Source organism: Streptomyces sp. Q6 (assembly GCF_036967205.1).
In the GTDB taxonomy this organism is placed as follows: Bacteria; Actinomycetota; Actinomycetes; order Streptomycetales; family Streptomycetaceae; genus Streptomyces; species Streptomyces citrinus.
The window spans coordinates 6,367,262-6,384,303 of the sequence record NZ_CP146022.1 but is presented as its reverse complement, the minus strand read 5'-3'; the positions used below and the strand labels follow the sequence as shown (position 1 = coordinate 6,384,303).

Sequence of the window (17,042 nt, the reverse complement as noted above, 5' to 3'; positions counted from 1 at the left end):
ACGGCGCGGTGCGTGACATGGGGTCACTCTCCGGCGTAGTGCACGCGCTCCAGCTCGCCGAGTTCGTCGTCGCTCAGCTCGATCCCGAACTCACGGTCGAGTACGGCCTTCAACTCGCCTGCCTGAACGGCTCGTTCGGACCTCTCCCCGTCCGCCGACTCGATGACCAGATCCCGCCCGGTGAGCATGCGCCGCGCCTCCTTGGCGGCGTACTGCACCACAGGGCGCCGGATGAACGTCGACCTTGTATGCGTGGAGGTGTAGTGATTCAGCACTACATAGTCGACAGGATGGCGCTCCTCCAGAGTGAAGGCGTAGAGGTCACGCCAGCCGTCGGGCCGCAGATTGCGCAGCACCCACAGGTCGTCGCCCTCCCGGGCCAGCCCGAACTCCCATACGCCTTGGCGCACTTGGGCGCCGTCCTGGAGCGGGATCGGCTCCCTCAGTCCCGCGGCACCGAAGCCGACATCGCACAGCCACTCCTCGCCCTCGCCCGTCGAGACCCGGGTCAGCATGTGGGTCACAGGGCGCAAAGAAGAGGAGCCCAGACGGACGCGGGCGCCAAGTCCCCTGACGGAGAAGCCGATGCGCTCCAGGAGGGCCGCGAACAGCAGGTTGTGCTCGTAGCAGTAGCCGCCGCGGCGGCGGCGCACCAACTTGTCCTGCACCGCGGACAGTTCGAGCGGGACCGGCCTGCCGAGCATCATCTCCAGGTTCTCGAACGGAATCGCCGCCACATGAGCGCGGTGCAGCGCGTGCAGCGTCTCCGCATCGGGCTTCAGGTCCCCCTTGACACCGGTTCTCGCCACGTAGGCGTCGACATCCACTTCTTCCCCGCTCCAGGTCATTCCCCCATGATCCCTCGCTCCGTGGCCCGTGGCACACCGATGTCAGTGCGACGACGTAGCGTGTCCGTAGCACGTGACACCAGGAGTCAACGGAGCACCGAGAAGGGGGAGTTCGGTGAGCAGCCTTCGCAAGGGGATCGACAAGGTCGAGGTCGGGCTGAAGTGGGATCCGAGCCCGATAGGCTCACCCCCCGACGACCTGGACCTCGTCGCCGCGACCTATACGAGCGACGATCCGCACGGCAGACCCGACTACCTCGTCCACTTCGACAGCCGCTCCCCCGACGGGACGATCACGCTGAACCGGGACAGCAGGACCGGGCAGGGCTTCGGCTTCGACGAGGTCATGACGATCGAGCTCGACCGGCTCGCGGCGCGGTACGCGCGCGTGGTCGTGGGCGTGGCCATCCAGCAGAACGAGGACGAGTCCGGCAGCACGAAGACGTTCTGGAACGTCGCGAACACCGCCGTGCGGATACGCGAGGGCCACACCGACCTGTCGCAGCACGACCTCTCGGCCGTGGCCGGCCACTCGGCCACCACCATCGGCGAGTTCACCCGCGACGCCGACGGCGAGTGGTCGTTCCGCGAAGTCATACGGGGCTTCGACGGCGACCTCGCCACGTTCGCCGCCGCGATGGGCTCCTTGTAGCGAACGCCAGAGCGACGCCCGAGCGAACGTGGTGGCGCAGGCGCGCGTACGAACACCGAAGGGCGGCGGGACCGTGATGGTCCCGCCGCCCTCGGCTCAAGCGATCAGATCAACGCTCGGTGATCAGCTGCAACCGCTGGTCGAGCCGCAGCCCTCGCAGATGTAGCAGGAGCCGGCGCGCTGCATCTTCGTACCGCAGGAGAAGCAGAGCGGGGCGTCGGCCTGGATGCCCAGCTGCATCTCGACGAGCTCGGCGCTGGTGTGGGCCTGCTTCGGGGCGGGCACCACGGCGGCGGACTCGGCCTTCGGCGTCTCGACGGCCTTCAGCTCCTGGGCGAGCGGCGCCGACTGGGCCAGGCCCTCGACGTCGACCTCGTCGTCGGCGGGCTCGTAGGAGCCCGTCTCCAGGTGACGCTGACGCTCCTCGGCGGAGTGGATGCCGAGCGCGGAACGCGTCTCGAACGGCAGGAAGTCGAGCGCCAGGCGACGGAAGATGTAGTCGACGATCGACTGCGCCATCCGCACGTCCGGGTCGTCCGTCATGCCGGCCGGCTCGAAGCGCATGTTCGTGAACTTCGAGACGTACGTCTCGAGCGGCACGCCGTACTGCAGACCCACGGAGACCGCGATGGAGAAGGCGTCCATCATGCCCGCGAGGGTGGAGCCCTGCTTGGACATCTTCAGGAAGACCTCACCGAGACCGTCGTCCGGGTAGGAGTTGGCGGTCATGTACCCCTCGGCGCCGCCCACCGTGAAGGAGGTGGTGATGCCGGGACGGCCCTTGGGGAGGCGCTTGCGGACCGGGCGGTACTCGACGACCTTCTCGACCGCCTTGCGGATCTCGGCCTCGGCCTTCTCGGTGACCTCGGTCTTCTCCTTCTCCTTGGTCTTGGCGGAGAGGGGCTGGCCGACCTTGCAGTTGTCGCGGTAGATCGCGAGCGCCTTGACGCCCATCTTCCACGCCTCGAAGTAGACCTCTTCGACGTCCTCGACGGTCGCCGTCTCCGGCAGGTTGACCGTCTTGGAGAGGGCGCCCGAGATCCACGGCTGGATGGCCGCCATCATGCGGACGTGGCCCATCGCGGAGATGGAGCGCTCGCCCATGGCGCAGTCGAAGACCTCGTAGTGCTCGGTCTTGAGGCCCGGGGCGTCGATCACATTGCCGTGGTCGGCGATGTGGGCGACGATCGCCTCGATCTGCTCCTCCTGGTAGCCCAGGCGGCGCAGGGCCTGCGGGACCGTGCCGTTGACGATCTGCATCGAGCCGCCGCCGACCAGCTTCTTGAACTTGACCAGGGCGAGGTCGGGCTCGAGGCCGGTGGTGTCGCAGGACATCGCGAGACCGATGGTGCCGGTCGGGGCGATGACCGACGCCTGGGCGTTACGGAAACCGTTCTTCTCGCCGAGGCGGACGACGTCCTGCCAGGCCTCCGTGGCGGCGGCCCAGATCGGGGTGTCCAGGTCGTCCACGCGAACGGCCACGGAGTTGGCGTCGGCGTGCTGCTTCATGACGCGCTGGTGCGGGGTGGCGTTCTTGGCGTAGCCGTCGTACGGGCCGACGACCGACGCCAGCTCGGCGGAGCGCTTGTAGGACGTACCCGTCATCAGCGACGTGATGGCGCCGGCGAGGGCGCGGCCGCCGTCCGAGTCGTAGGCGTGGCCGGTCGCCATGAGCAGGGCGCCCAGGTTCGCGTAGCCGATGCCGAGCTGACGGTAGGCGCGGGTGTTCTCGCCGATCTTCTCGGTCGGGAAGTCGGCGAAGCAGATCGAGATGTCCATCGCGGTGATGACCAGCTCGACGACCTGCGAGAAGCGCTCGACGTCGAAGGACTGGTTGCCCAGGCCGTCGTCCTTGAGGAACTTCATCAGGTTCAGCGAGGCGAGGTTGCAGGACGTGTTGTCCAGGTGCATGTACTCGCTGCACGGGTTCGAGCCGTTGATCCGGCCGGACTCCGGGCACGTGTGCCAGTGGTTGATGGTGTCGTCGTACTGGATGCCGGGGTCGGCACAGGCCCAGGCGGCCTCGGCCATCTTGCGGAAGAGCGACTTGGCGTCGACCTCCTCGATGACCTCGCCCGTCATACGGGAGGTGAGACCGAACTTGCCGCCCTCCTCGACCGCCTTCATGAACGTGTCGTTCACGCGGACCGAGTTGTTGGCGTTCTGGTACTGGACGGACGTGATGTCGTCGCCGCCCAGGTCCATGTCGAAGCCCGCGTCGCGCAGGGCGCGGATCTTCTCCTCTTCCTTCACCTTGGTCTCGATGAAGTCCTCGATGTCGGGGTGGTCGACGTCGAGGATGACCATCTTGGCCGCGCGGCGCGTGGCGCCACCCGACTTGATCGTTCCTGCGGAGGCGTCGGCACCGCGCATGAAGGAGACCGGACCCGAGGCGTTGCCGCCCGAGGACAGCAGTTCCTTGGAGGAGCGGATGCGGGAGAGGTTCAGGCCGGCGCCGGAGCCGCCCTTGAAGATCATGCCCTCTTCCTTGTACCAGTCGAGGATCGACTCCATGGAGTCGTCGACGGCAAGGATGAAGCAGGCGGAGACCTGCTGCGGCTGCGGCGTACCGACGTTGAACCACACCGGCGAGTTGAAGCTGAAGATCTGGTGCAGGAGGGCATACGCCAGCTCGTGCTCGAAGATCTCGGCGTCGGCGGGCGAAGCGAAGTACTTGTAGTCCTCGCCTGCCTTCCGATACGTCTTCACGATGCGGTCGATGAGCTGCTTGAGGCTCACCTCACGCTGCGGCGTGCCGACAGCACCGCGGAAGTACTTGCTGGTGACGATGTTGACCGCGTTCACCGACCAGAAGTCGGGGAACTCGACGCCACGCTGCTCGAAGTTGACCGAGCCGTCGCGCCAATTGGTCATGACGACGTCGCGATGCGCCCATTCCACCTCGTCGTACGGGTGCACGCCGGGGGTGGTGTGGATGCGCTCGATACGCAGACCCTTGGTGGCCTTGGAACCCTTCGTACGGGAACCTCGTGCCGGGCCGCTCGCCGTCTCTGTCATGCCGCCTCCCATATACCGGGCTAAAACGCCCAAAAGTGCCCGGATCTTCCCGTGCACGGTGTGTGTCTTGTGTCGCGGACGCCGCTCTCGCCGTCCGCAACAGGTCTGTGGTCGCCGCCGCCCGGCCTCGGCCGGTCAGTCGGCAGCGTGGGCGGGCACCGGGACTTCGACCGTCCCTCCGGGCCCGCAGTCGCTCTCTACGCGTTCTCCGCCCGCGTCGGCCGCCTGAGCGCCGCGCGTGTGTTCCCTCAGTTCCGCGATCGCCGACTCGAAGTCGTCCAGCGAGTCGAACGCCCGATAGACGGACGCGAATCGCAGGTAGGCCACGAGGTCCAGCTCCTGAAGTGGGCCGAGTATGGCCAGACCCACGTCATGGGTGGTCAGTTCGGCGCTTCCGGTGGCGCGCACCGCCTCCTCGACCCGCTGGCCGAGCTGGGCGAGGGCGTCCTCGGTGACCGGCCGCCCCTGACATGCCTTGCGTACGCCGTTGATGACCTTGGTGCGGCTGAAGGGCTCGGTCACCCCGCTCCGCTTGACCACCATCAGTGAGCACGTCTCCACCGTCGTGAAACGACGGGAGCAGTCCGGGCACTGACGGCGACGGCGGATCGACGTGCCGTCGTCGGTGGTGCGGCTGTCGACGACACGGCTGTCGGGATGCCTGCAGAAGGGGCAGTGCATGAACTCCCAACCCTCCTTCACGGCACGACTCGATAGCCACGAGAGGCTGGTCATGCCCCTCGCGACAGCCCCAAGCATAGGCGATGACCACGGGCCTGAAGGACCGGGGACCACAACTTCTGGGCTGCTGATGCAATCCAACCACTACATCTGGGGTTCGGCTGCTTTTTCGGCCCTAGAGCGTGTCGCGGCCCGGGAGTTCGCGCGGAACGCCGCCCCAGCCCCACAGGCCACAGGCCTCACCGGTGCGACGCACGGGAATCGGGGGTGGTGCCTCGTCCACGAGGCGACGGATGGCAGACTGAGGGAGCCCACGGAGCGGGCCTCGGCCCCGGCGGAGAAGCGTACCGGATTGAACCGAATTGCCCGTCCGGCCGGTTGGCAGCCATACACCTAGGCGCATGATCACAACAAGTAATCTGCGATTTTTCACTCGAACGTGTGTTTGGCGCAACCTTTCGAAAGGAACTACCGTTGGCTAGCTAGGGAGACATTCTCGAGAGGGGCCGACCGACGTGACCACGACCGCAGACAGCGCCACCATCACTGCCCAGGGCCACTCCCAGGGCCGACTCGAGCCGGTGCATGCCATGAATGACGCATCCATGAGCCAGGAGGGTCCCAAGCCCGGGCGCTCATTGCCCGGCCGACCCCCAGGGATCCGCGCGGACAGCTCGGGCCTCACCGACCGGCAGCGTCGGGTGATCGAGGTCATCCGCGACTCGGTGCAGCGTCGGGGCTACCCGCCGTCGATGCGGGAGATCGGTCAGGCGGTCGGCCTGTCCAGCACGTCGTCGGTCGCCCACCAGCTGATGGCTCTCGAGCGCAAGGGCTTCCTGCGCAGGGACCCGCACCGTCCTCGCGCGTACGAGGTCCGGGGCTCGGACCAGCCCAGCGCGCAGCCCACGGACACCGCGGGCAAGCCGGCGGCCTCGTACGTGCCGCTGGTCGGCCGGATCGCCGCCGGTGGGCCGATCCTCGCCGAGGAGTCGGTCGAGGATGTCTTCCCGCTCCCCCGGCAGCTGGTCGGTGACGGTGAGCTGTTCGTCCTGAAGGTCGTCGGCGACTCCATGATCGAGGCCGCGATCTGCGACGGTGACTGGGTCACGGTCCGCCGTCAGCCGGTCGCCGAGAACGGTGACATCGTGGCCGCCATGCTGGACGGCGAGGCCACCGTGAAGCGCTTCAAGCGTGAGGACGGCCATGTGTGGCTGCTGCCGCACAACTCCGCGTACCAGCCGATTCCTGGTGACGAGGCGACCATCCTGGGCAAGGTGGTTGCCGTACTGCGGCGCGTCTGACGCACCTCCCTGACCGGGCCCCGGGACCAACTGCGCCGGTTCCGGGGCCCAGCGCTGTCCGCGAGGGGCCCCGGTACGGGACTACGTGCCGTCGGCCTTCGCCACCGCGTCGATCGCCGAGAGCGAGCGGCGTACCTGATTGCGGTCCGTCGTGTACCAGAAGTCCGGCATCGAAGCCCGCAGATAGCTTCCGTAGCGGGCCGTGGCCAGGCGGGGGTCGAGCACCGCGACGACGCCGCGGTCCCCCGTCGCCCGTACGAGGCGGCCCGCGCCCTGTGCCATCAGGAGCGCGGAATGCGTCGCCGCCACCGCCATGAAGCCGTTGCCCCCCGCGTCCTCGACCGCCTTCTGGCGGGCGCTCATCAGTGGGTCGTCGGGGCGCGGGAACGGGATCTTGTCCATGACCACCAGCTGGCAGCTGGGTCCGGGGACATCCACGCCCTGCCACAGTGAGAGCGTGCCGAACAGACAGGTCTTCGGGTCGGCCGCGAAGTTCTTGATCAGCTCGCCGAGGGTGTCCTCGCCCTGGAGCAGGATCGGGAACTCGGGGAGCCTGGTGCGCAGCTCCTCCGCCGCGGCCTGCGCGGCGCGCATGGAGGAGAACAGGCCCAGCGTCCGGCCGCCGGCGGCCTGCATCAGCTCGGCCAGTTCGTCCGTCATGTCGCTGCGGGTGCCCTCGCGCGCGGGGCGGGCCAGGTGCTTGGCGACGTACAGGATGCCCTGCTTCGGATAGTCGAACGGCGAGCCGACGTCGACACCCTTCCACACCGGGAGGTCGTCCCCTGTCGTGCCCTCGGGGGCGAGACCCAGGGACGCGCCCACGCCGTTGAAGTCGCCGCCGAGCTTGAGGGTCGCCGAGGTCAGGACCACGGAACGGTCGGAGAAGAGCTTCTCTCTCAGCAGCCCCGACACGGACATGGGGGCGACGCGGAGGGAAGCGCCGAAGCGGTCGTGGCGCTCGTACCAGACGACGTCCCACTCCGATCCGTTCGTGATCCGCTCGGAGACGTCGTGGATCGTCTCCACGGAGGCGAGGGCCTGCTTGCGGACGGCGTCCTCGTCCTGGACGGACTTGTCGCGCGTGGAGCCGAGGGCCGTGATCACCGTGCGGGAGGCGTCGCGCAGCGCCATCAGCGCGTAGCCGAGGTCTTCGGGGATCTCTTCGAGGCGGCCGGGCAGGGCCAGCTCCATGAGCCGCTCGAAGCCCTCGGCGGCGGTCTGGAGCTGGTCCGCGGCCTTCTCGTTCACGAGCTTCGCGGCGCGGCGGACCGCGCGGTTGACCTGGCCCGGGGTCAGCTCGCCGGTCGCCACGCCAGTGACTCGTGAGACCAGCTCGTGGGCCTCGTCCACGATCAGGACCTCGTGCTGCGGCAGGACCGGGGCGCCCTCGATGGCGTCGATCGCGAGGAGCGCGTGGTTGGTCACGATGACGTCGGAGAGCTTGGCGCGCTCGCGGGACATCTCCGCGAAGCACTCCTGGCCGTACGCGCACTTGGACGCGCCGAGGCACTCCCGTGAGGACACCGACACCTGGGCCCAGGCGCGGTCCGAGACACCGGGGGTGAGGTCGTCCCGGTCGCCTGTCTCGGTCTCGTCCGCCCAGTCCCGCATGCGCAGCAGGTCCTGGCCGAGCTTGCTCGTCGGCGCGGCCGCCTCGAACTGGTCGAAGAGGCCCTCTTCCTCCTCCTGCGGCACGCCTTCGTGGAGGCGGTGCAGGCACAGGTAGTTCGACCGGCCCTTGAGCATGGCGAAGCTGGGGCGGCGGCGCAGCAGCGGGTGGAGCGCCTCGACGGTGCGCGGCAGGTCCCGCTCGACGAGCTGGCGCTGTAGCGCCAGCGTCGCCGTCGCGACCACGACACGCTCCCCGTGCGCGAGGGCCGGCACCAGGTAGCCCAGGGACTTTCCGGTGCCGGTGCCCGCCTGGACCAGCAGATGGGAACCGCCGTCGATCGCCTCGGCGACGGTCTCGGCCATGGTCACCTGGCCAGGGCGCTCCGTGCCGCCGACCGAGGTGACGGCGGCGTGCAGGAGATCGGGGAGTGAGGGCTTCGTCATAGGTCGACCACCCTAAACGGCACCACTGACATTCCCGCGATCAAGGCTGGTGCAGGGGGTTGGCGACGGTGCCCTCCACCGCGGCGTGCGGGCGGTGGGAGCGGTCGCGGTAACCGTCGAGGTGCAGCCGGTTGCGGTTGAGGCAGAGCCGCTCGATGCGCGGGGTGAGCAGGTCGAACATCTCGTAGCGGTCCTTCAGCTCGGGGAAGCGGGCGTGGTGGCGCAGGATCTCGGCGCGCAGCAGCGTCCAGAACTCTTCCTCGGGGACGCCGAGTTGAGCCTCGTACAGGGGCGCCAGATAGCGGAAGACGCCGACGAAGAGCCCGGAGTGGATGAACTGGGTGAGGAAGGACGGGCGCTCCGTGAGGAGGACGTTCCGTACGTCCTGGGGCATGGAGTCGTGTTCGGGGAGCGGCTCGGCGCTGATGTTGACGTCGTCCACGAAGTCCTTGACCGCGAGGCGTACGGGTACGTCCTGGTCGTCGAAGACCACGATGGCGTTCTCGCCGTGGGGGGAGAACACGGTGCCGTAGCGGTAGAGGAAGCGCAGCAGGGGCGGCAGCAGTGCGGCGAAGAGGCGGCGCAGCCAGGTCTTCGGGTCGAGGCCCGAGCGGACGACGAGCTCCGCGGTGAACGCGCGTCCTTCAGGGTCGGTGTGCAACAAGGAGGCGAGGGTGCGGGCGCGCTCCCCGGGTGCGAGGTGCCGCGCGACGGGCTCGCGCCAGATCGCGCCGAGCAGCTCCTTGTACTGGTACGGCACTTCGTCGAGGCCGTCGTAGAGCGGGTGCTTCACCGTCACGGAGGCGACTTCGCCCAGCAGGATGACACCGCATTCGTCCCGCAAGAAGGCGTCGGCGTCCCGCAGTCCGTGCATCCATGTGGTGACCGCGGGAGCCGCGAGAGTGCGCTCGGTGGGGAGTCCGCGCCAGACAAGGGTGTTGAGGACCGACAGCGGCAGTTTCACCGTGTGCCGCTCCGGGCGGGTGGTGTTCAGGAACGTACGGATCGACTGCTGGGGCAGGCGCAGGTCGCCGTCGGTGGGGAGCGGGACGATCGCGTTCGTGGCGACGGAGGGTGCGAACAGTTGCAGCACGACGTCGTCCCACTGCCAGGGGTGCACGGGAAGGTAGAGGTACGCGGCCGGGTCCAGGCCGCGAGCACGGAGCGTGTCCGCGAACAGCTGCCGGACGGGCCCGTCGAGTTCCCGCGCGTAGAGCCCGTCCGCGGATTCCAGGCCGGCCGCGCCCCGGTAGGTGGCGAGACCCGTGTGCACCGCGATCCAGGGGAGGCTGGTGTGGCGACGGGCCTCGGGGGCCCACCGGGAGGTGTCGGAGGCGGAGAAGCCGAGGCGGCCCTTGTTGAGGACGATCCAGGGGTGACCGGTCTGGTGCCCCTCCAGTTCCGCGTAGCCGAGGTCGGCGAGCCCGTCGGCGCTCAAAGCGGTGTGGTCGAGGCGGGCGTCGGCGGCGAGGGTGACGGTGAGTTCGCGGATGAGGTGGCCGAGGGTGGTGCCGTCCAGGCCGAGGACGTGTTTGGCGGCCAGAAGGAAGGCCAGTGGGTCGGTGGCTCGTTCCTCGGTGGCCGATCCATGGGTGGTCGGCTCGTCCGTGGCCTGCTGATTCGTGGTCGGCTGGTTCGTGGCCCGCTCGTCGGTGGTGGACTCGGCCGGTGCGGCTGACCAGCGCAGGCTTGCCGGGTCGACCTGCCAGCTGCCGTACGCCCCCCGGCGGGCGCGGAAGCGGAGCACGCCGCCGGCGGAGTCCGGGCCGGGCGGGATCGTCAGGGTGTGGGGGTGGTGGCCGGGCCCTGCCGCCGCCGCGGGGTCCTCGGGCACCGGCCGGAACAGGTCCTCGTAAGCGAACTCGCCGATCAGTTTGGCCAGCAGCCGCGCACCCGCCCTGTCCCAGTTCTCACGCGTGAGCTCGGGCGGGTCGTACAGCGCGGGCTGCTCTGCGGAACTCGGGACGATGGACGGATTCGGCACGGGGACTCCTCGCGAGGGAACCGGATCGGGTCGAACTTCGTTACTGTGAGTGACCGGCTCAGAGCGCGGCGCGCAGGGCTCGGTCACGCATCATGAGCGCCGCCCGTTTGTCGGGGAGGTCCACCTCGGCAGAAAGGCGGAAACCAGCGCTGAGGAAGGCTGAGACGGAAGGGGTGTTGCGAAGGTCGGGTTCTGCCACGACGCGCGCGCATTGCGGGCGATGGTCGAGCACGTGGTCGGCGACGGCTTTGAGGAGGGTGGTCCCGAGCCCTCGGCCGCGATTGGCGACACCACCGATGAGGAGGTGGATTCCGGTGTCGTGCGGGCGGGCGGGGTAGTGGCGGGCCAGCGGATCGAGGTCGGCGCGGTAGATCTCCCAGTAGCTCATCGGCGTGCCGTCGAGGACGCCGAGACAGGGGACGCTGCGCCCGTCGCCGTCGAGCTGGGGGGTCAGGTGGTCCGCGGTCACGCTGTCGGGTCCCGCGAGTTCCCAGAAGGCGGCCACCGCCGGGTCGTTCATCCACCGGCTGATGAGCGGCACGTCACGTTCGACGCGGGCCGGGATGAGTTGGAACACGCCTGAGGGGGTGGCGACGGGGCCCCACTCCCCCACGTCGTCGAGCAGATCGTGCTCGGTCAGCGCTGTGGGGCGGTCCGGGCGGCCCGTGGTGGCGGGCCCGGTGCCCGGGCCGGTGGCGTTCTGTTCGGCGATGAGCGCGAGCAGTTCGTCGGGGAGCCGGAGGTCGAGGGTGTCCTGGCCGTCGGTGTTCTCCGCGCGCGCGGCGGACGTACGGGGCTCGGCGACGGGTGCGGTGCCTGCGTCGGTGCTCGCATCGATGGGGGGCACGGCGACGCTCCTCTCAGGAAGGGTCAGGAAGGGGGTCAGGTGGGGGTGTGAGGCGGGGTCCTCGGGTTCGCGGGTCGCAAAAGGACGCGGGTTCTCGGGGGTGCGGAGGGGGCAGGGTCGAGCGGGATCGGGGAGCAGCGCTCGGGGCTAGGCGTAGAGGGGGTTGGCGATGGTGACGTAGACGGACTGGGTGTCGACGGGGCCGACGAGTTCGTCGAGGCCGTGAATGCGGGTGAGCAGGTTCGCCTTGCAGCGCAGCGTCGGTGTGTCCAGGAGTCGGCTCGGCAGGGGGCTGCGCAGGCGCGCGGGTCCGGTGGCCGCGTCGCCGAGGAACCGGCGGAACGCCGCGAGCAACAGGCGCTCGTCGGCGAGACGTTGGGAGCCGAAGGCGCCGATGAGGCCGAGGACGTTGTTGATGGCGAGGTAGTAGGCGAACCGCTCGTCGGTGACCTCGTCGGAGACGAAGGTGTCGCTGTGGGCGCCGATGCCGGGCAGCCGCCGGTCGAGTTCGGCGCGGCGGGACTCACGGAAGTAGTAACCCTGGTTGTCGCGGTAGCGGCCGCCGATGGGCCAGCCGTCGGCGTCGAGGAGGAGGAGGGTGTTCTGCTGGTGGGCTTCCAGCGCGATGCCGGCCTCGCTGTCGAGCCACAGGACGGGGCGGACGACGTGTTCGAGATAGCGCAGGAACCACTCGGCGCTCACGGCGGAGCGGGGGCGTCCGGTGCGGGCCGCCAGGCGAGTGACGGTGTCGGCAAGACGGGAGGTCATGCGGGTCGGTCCACCCCCGCCCGTCCGGTCTTCGCGGCCAGCCATGTCCGCGCGGTCCGAGACGTCCGTGAGGTCTGTGAGGTCCGTGCGGTCCTCGCGAGCCGTCCGGTCCTCGTGGGCCTTGGGGGCGTAGGAGGGGCGTGGAGAAACGAGGCCGGCGATGCACGTGGCGTCGTCGCCAGGGCGGAAGGGGTTGTTGCGGATCATCACGTCGAGACCGGGGACGGGCTCGCCGGACAGGTCGTCGACGGCCAGCCAGGCCGGGTCGCGGACGATGTCGAACCCCGGGTGCGCGGCGCGCCACTGGTCGGAGAGGCCGCTGCGCAGGAGGCGGTGGACCTCGACGCCGCGGTGGAGTTCCTTGCGGAGGTTCTCGCGACGGGAGTTGGTGATCCGCAGGCCGAGGGAGAGCTTCAGCATCGCGGGTGCGTCGGGGCGGTACAGGGTGCGGACGGAGGAGGTGGGGAACCAGGGGGCGCCGTGCGGGCCCAGATCGCGCAGCAGTCCGGCGTCCAGGAGGGCGGCGGTGGCGGGGTGGTGCTGGAGTTCGCGGATCTGCCAGGGGTGCAGGGGCAGGGCGGCCGCGTAGCCGTCGGGCACCGCGAGCTCGGGGCCGGCCAGCCGGGAGGTGAGTCGGCCTGCGGAGACCGTGCGGCCTCGCTCGGTCCAGGCCGAGTCCTGGGCCAGGACGTCGGGGGCCACGGCCATCCAGTGCAGCGGGAAGGAGCCGCGCAGTTCGGGTGAGTAGAGGCGGGCTTCGGCCTCGGAGAGTCCCTCGCGGCTCTTCGGTGTCGGGTGCAGGGGATGGCCGAGGATCAGCGACTGCTCCGCGGCGAGGAAGCGGTCGGGGCCGTCGGCGGGCTCCTCGCGCCGGTCGGCGATGAACGTGGCCGTGCGGCGGGCCGAGTCGGCGACCCGGCCCACCAGGTCGCCACCATCGCCTCCGCCACCGTCGTCTCCGCCACCGTCGCCGCCACCACCATCGCCGACGGCGGTGTCGGTGGCGGAGGCGAACTGCGCCGCCGCGCCCTCGGCGTCGCGGCCGTGGCCGGGACCCGTGCCCGTGTCGCCGGGCACCGATTCGCGGCCCAGCAGGGCCGCGAGGGTCACGGCGTCCACGGAGGGGGCGCTGTGCGGGGCGCCCTCCAGCCGGGGCGGGCCCAGACGGTGCCAGCCGGTGGGCGACCAGTAGAGGACGGGGACGAGGAGTGCGGTACCGCTCGCGGGCAGCGGGACGCGCAGGGTGCCGGGAGAAGGAGGGGTGATGGCGTTCTCACGTACCCAGCAGCGCAGCAGGTTCTCGACTGCCGCGCTCTGGGCGGCAGTGGTGGGGTCCGGGTGGTCCAGAAGGTCCTGGTGCCCCAGGAGGTCCGGATGTCCCCAGGAGTCCGCGGTGGGCGGGTGCAGACGCTCGGCCTCTTGGCCGCCGCCCATCTGCCGCGGGACCGTTTCGCGTTCCGAAGTGCGCGAGGGCTGCGTGTCGCAGGCGCCGCCGGCAGAGGGACGGGGACGGCCGTCGGATGCGGGAGTGGCGTTCAAGAGTGCTTCCTTGCGTGGGGTGGTGGGCTCCGTGAGGCGGTGGGCCGTGGTGCTGCTGGTCCGGTGTTCCGCTGCTGCTACCGCCGGGGGTGTGCGACCGGGCTCAGGCGTGCCGGGCACGGGCGACGGCCACGAGGGCGTCCGCGAACCGGTCGACGACGGCAGCGGCCTGCTCATCGGTGATCGTGAGGGGCGGCAGGAGACGAACGACGCTGGAGTGGCGACCTCCGAGCTCGACGATCAGGCCCCGGTCGAGGCACGCGTCGCGGACGGCCGCGGCGAGGTCCGGTGCGGCGGGGAGCGGTGTGGCGGCGGGTGCGCCGAGCAGTGGGGCGTCGGCGAGGCCGGACGGGCCGGTGTCGGGGGCGCCCTCCGGGTCGACCAGTTCGACGCCGATCATCAGGCCGCGGCCCCGGACGTCACCGATGCAGGAGAAATCCTCGGCCAGATGCTGGAGTTGGCCGAGCATCCGGGTGCCGAGTTCACCGGCGCGCTCGGCGAGCCGGTTCTCGCGGACGTACGAGAGTGTGGCGGCGCCCGCGGCCATCGCGAGTTGGTTGCCGCGGAAGGTGCCCGCGTGCGCGCCCGGCGGCCAGACGTCCAGGTCGTCGCGGTAGACGATGACGGCGAGCGGAAGACTGCCGCCGATCGCCTTGGACATGACCATCACGTCGGGGACGACACCGCTGTGCTCCACGGCCCAGAACGCGCCGGTCCGGCCGACGCCGGTCTGCACCTCGTCGGCGATCAGCGGGATCGACCGGTCCTCGGTGAGGGACCGCATCCGGCGCAGCCAGGCGTCGGGGGCGGGGATCACGCCGCCCTCCCCCTGGACCGGTTCCAGGATCATCCCGGCGGGCCGCGGCACCCCGGACTTGGTGTCGTCGAGCAGGGACCGGGTCCAGCGCGCGGCGATTTCGGCGCCGCGCGGGCCGCCGATACCGAAGGGGCAGCGGTAGTCCTGCGGATACGGCAGGCGCGTGACCCGCACGTCCTGCGCGCCGCCGGACGCTTCGAGCGCCCCCGCGGTCATGCCGTGGTACGCCCCGGTGAAGGCGAGGATGCCGGAGCGCCCGGAGGCGGTGCGGACCAGTTTCAGCGCGGCCTCGACGGCGTCGGTCCCGGCCGGGCCGCAGAACTGGACGCGGGCCCGGTCGGCGAGACCGGCCGGCAGCGTACGGAACAACTCCGTGGTGAAGGCGTCCTTGACCGGGGTGGCGAGGTCGAGGACGTGCAGCGGTGCGCCCGAGTCGATGACCTTCCTGATGGCCTCCAGGACGACCGGGTGGTTGTGGCCGAGGGCGAGCGTGCCCGCACCGGAGAGGCAGTCCAGATAGCGACGGCCGTCGGCGCCCTCGATGGTGAGTCCGCGGGCACGCACGGGCACGATCGGCAGGGCGCGCGCATACGTGCGCGCCGCCGACTCCCGAGCGGACTGGCGGCGCAGGATCCCTTCGTGCACGGCGCTGTCGCGTGCGACGCTCTCGCGCGCCTCCCCGTCGTACGGGGCGGGCACCGTCACGGACGCAGAATCGGTCACGGCCACGGCTGTTGGTCCTCCCGCTGCAGATATGGCTGCATATACGGCCGACAGGGCTCGTCGACTCATCCCAAGGCGGGGGCAGTTGGCGCGCGCAGACCAGAAGGACCGTCCTGGCATGCCAGGACGGTTCGAGGATTGAACGCCGACTGCGGATCCCCCGTACGTACCAACGACGATGTGGCCGGAGGAACACGGGTCGAACGCGGACTCATGAAGAGACCTTCGCCACGTGCCGTCCGCGAGCCGCACCGAAGTCGTTCACGAGCCGTTCGCGACCGTTCGCGACCTCATGTGCGACGCCGTCCCCGCCCCCGTGCCCGTCGGGACGAGAGGTTGTAACGATCCGTGGCCCGCACAAGATCCCTCCGTGACGGAACCGTTGCGGTTCCGTCGGTCGTCCCCGACGGCACCGGCATAGTGTGGGGTGCCGTCCGGGGAGGGGCCACGGCGCTCGTCCACCGCACACGTACGGCAGTGCAACGATCTCGAAGCCCAGGGGGATTCACGACATGCGACCCATACGCCCGCTGCTCGCCGCTCGCCGCTCGAGGAGCGTGCGCGGCAGAACGTCCCCTGTGGCGGCGGCAGTTGCGCTCGGCGCGGTTCTCGCTCTGACCGCCACGGCGTGCGGTCCGAGCGAGGACGACGCGAGCGACAAGCCGACCGCTTCCGCGACCGCGGGCGGCGACTCGATCCAGATCCCTGACGACCTCAAGGACAAGCTCAAGGATCACGGGATCGATCTCGACCAGTGGAAGAACGGCGAGTGGAAGAACTGGGACAAGGACAAGTGGCTGCGTGAGGCGCAGGACTTCGTCAACCCCATCATCGACGGTCTGTGGGACTCGGACCGCATGCGTGACGCCGACAAGAACCCGGACAACGAGGTCGACGACAGCGACATCTCCGGCGACCAGGGGGTGACGGACCCCGAGCCGAAGCCCGTGCAGGCGGCGGCCGCGGCCAGCCCGTACCACGGCAGCGCCCCGTACGCGGGCAAGTTGTTCTTCGACGGGCCCGAGGGTTCGCTGGTCTGCTCGGCGACCGTGGTCGCCGACCCGGCCAACCCCGGGAAGTCCGACATGATCTGGACCGCGGGCCACTGTGTGCACGCGGGCAAGAAGGGCGGCTGGTACCGCAACATCGCCTTCGTGCCGTCGTACAACGACAGCGGCAAGTCCGCGGCGGAGTTGCAGGGCGCGCCCAAGGAGGAGGTCGCTCCCTACGGTGTCTGGTGGGGCGACTGGGCGCAGACCTCGGACCAGTGGATCGAGCAGGGTGGTCCGACCGGCGGCGCGGGCGCTCCGTACGACTTCGCCGTGATCCACGTGACGCCGGAGAAGGGCAGCACCGCCAAGTCCCTGGAGGAGACGGTCGGTTCGGCGCTTCCGGTGAACTTCAACGCGCCGGCGGTGCCGAAGGTCGCGCAGCTGACCGCGAAGGGCTACCCGGCGGCGCCGCCGTACGACGGCCAGAAGCTGTACCAGTGCGCGGACAAGCCGGGCCGGCTGTCGCTCACGAAGACGGACCCGACGATGTACCGGATCGGCTGCACGATGACCGGCGGTTCGTCCGGTGGCGGCTGGGTCGGCCAGGGCTCGGACGGCAAGCCGGCGCTGGTGTCGAACACCTCGATCGGTCCGGTGACGGCGGGCTGGCTCGCCGGGCCGCGGCTCGGCAAGGAGGCCAAGGGGATCTACGACTCGGTGAGCAAGAAGTTCGCCGGCCGGTGATGCCCGGGTGACGCCTGCCTCACGGCCGCGTCACCCCTGAGTGGCGGGGTGGAGAAACCTTCACCACCCCGCC

The 17,042-nt window shown here is 70.0% G+C and carries 11 protein-coding genes; 3 read left to right on the top strand and 8 right to left on the bottom strand.

Annotated elements, in window-relative coordinates; translation table 11 throughout:
* Window positions 1-23: 23 nt before the first annotated feature.
* A complete protein-coding gene (locus V2W30_RS29725; protein ID WP_338701281.1) occupies window positions 24-848 on the bottom strand; it encodes an arylamine N-acetyltransferase in 825 nt (274 codons plus the stop codon).
* A gap of 115 nt (window positions 849-963) precedes the next feature.
* On the opposite strand from V2W30_RS29725, the gene V2W30_RS29720 reads away from it, so the two are divergent.
* The gene (locus tag V2W30_RS29720) at window positions 964-1,500 is read left to right on the top strand and encodes a TerD family protein (protein WP_338701278.1); all 537 of its coding nucleotides are present in this window, start codon (window positions 964-966) and stop codon (window positions 1,498-1,500) included.
* A 123-nt stretch (window positions 1,501-1,623) separates the two neighbouring features.
* On the opposite strand, the gene V2W30_RS29715 is transcribed toward V2W30_RS29720, so the two are convergent.
* Window positions 1,624-4,518: a vitamin B12-dependent ribonucleotide reductase gene (locus V2W30_RS29715; protein WP_338701276.1), complete on the bottom strand. Its 2,895-nt coding sequence runs from the start codon at window positions 4,516-4,518 to the stop codon at window positions 1,624-1,626.
* A 135-nt stretch (window positions 4,519-4,653) separates the two neighbouring features.
* On the bottom strand, window positions 4,654-5,199 hold the full coding sequence (gene nrdR / locus V2W30_RS29710) for a transcriptional regulator NrdR (RefSeq protein ID WP_338701274.1): 546 nt from the start codon (window positions 5,197-5,199) through the stop codon (window positions 4,654-4,656).
* Between the two features lie 515 nt (window positions 5,200-5,714).
* Between nrdR and lexA the strand changes: the two genes are divergently transcribed.
* Window positions 5,715-6,500, top strand: a complete 786-nt coding sequence (lexA, locus tag V2W30_RS29705; protein ID WP_338701272.1) for a transcriptional repressor LexA — start codon at window positions 5,715-5,717, stop codon at window positions 6,498-6,500.
* A gap of 81 nt (window positions 6,501-6,581) precedes the next feature.
* On the opposite strand, the gene V2W30_RS29700 is transcribed toward lexA, so the two are convergent.
* The 5 genes from V2W30_RS29700 to V2W30_RS29680 form a co-directional block, all read right to left on the bottom strand.
* Window positions 6,582-8,555, bottom strand: a complete 1,974-nt coding sequence (locus V2W30_RS29700; protein WP_338701271.1) for an ATP-dependent DNA helicase — start codon at window positions 8,553-8,555, stop codon at window positions 6,582-6,584.
* Window positions 8,556-8,595: 40 nt separating this feature from the next.
* Window positions 8,596-10,539 carry an IucA/IucC family siderophore biosynthesis protein gene (locus V2W30_RS29695; protein WP_338701270.1) on the bottom strand — a complete coding sequence of 648 codons (1,944 nt, stop codon included), beginning with the start codon at window positions 10,537-10,539 and terminating at the stop codon, window positions 8,596-8,598.
* Between the two features lie 58 nt (window positions 10,540-10,597).
* Window positions 10,598-11,386, bottom strand: a complete 789-nt coding sequence (locus V2W30_RS29690; protein ID WP_338701269.1) for a GNAT family N-acetyltransferase — start codon at window positions 11,384-11,386, stop codon at window positions 10,598-10,600.
* 147 nt (window positions 11,387-11,533) lie between these two features.
* Entirely contained in the window at window positions 11,534-13,588 is a 2,055-nt protein-coding gene (locus tag V2W30_RS29685; RefSeq protein ID WP_338701268.1) for an IucA/IucC family protein, read from the bottom strand.
* A gap of 208 nt (window positions 13,589-13,796) precedes the next feature.
* A complete protein-coding gene (locus tag V2W30_RS29680; RefSeq protein ID WP_338701267.1) occupies window positions 13,797-15,239 on the bottom strand; it encodes a diaminobutyrate--2-oxoglutarate transaminase family protein in 1,443 nt (480 codons plus the stop codon).
* A gap of 506 nt (window positions 15,240-15,745) precedes the next feature.
* Between V2W30_RS29680 and V2W30_RS29675 the strand changes: the two genes are divergently transcribed.
* Window positions 15,746-16,969, top strand: a complete 1,224-nt coding sequence (locus V2W30_RS29675) for a hypothetical protein (RefSeq protein WP_338701266.1) — start codon at window positions 15,746-15,748, stop codon at window positions 16,967-16,969.
* The last annotated feature ends 73 nt before the right edge of the window (window positions 16,970-17,042 follow it).

Coding starts and splice junctions, on each gene's coding strand:
- V2W30_RS29725 (WP_338701281.1), bottom strand. CDS start 848: ATGACCTGGAGCGGGGAAGAAGTGGATGTCGACGCCTACGTGGCGAGA.
- V2W30_RS29715 (WP_338701276.1), bottom strand. CDS start 4,518: ATGACAGAGACGGCGAGCGGCCCGGCACGAGGTTCCCGTACGAAGGGT.
- V2W30_RS29685 (WP_338701268.1), bottom strand. CDS start 13,588: ATGGGCGGCGGCCAAGAGGCCGAGCGTCTGCACCCGCCCACCGCGGAC.
- nrdR (WP_338701274.1), bottom strand. CDS start 5,199: ATGCACTGCCCCTTCTGCAGGCATCCCGACAGCCGTGTCGTCGACAGC.
- V2W30_RS29675 (WP_338701266.1), top strand. CDS start 15,746: ATGCGACCCATACGCCCGCTGCTCGCCGCTCGCCGCTCGAGGAGCGTG.
- V2W30_RS29700 (WP_338701271.1), bottom strand. CDS start 8,555: ATGACGAAGCCCTCACTCCCCGATCTCCTGCACGCCGCCGTCACCTCG.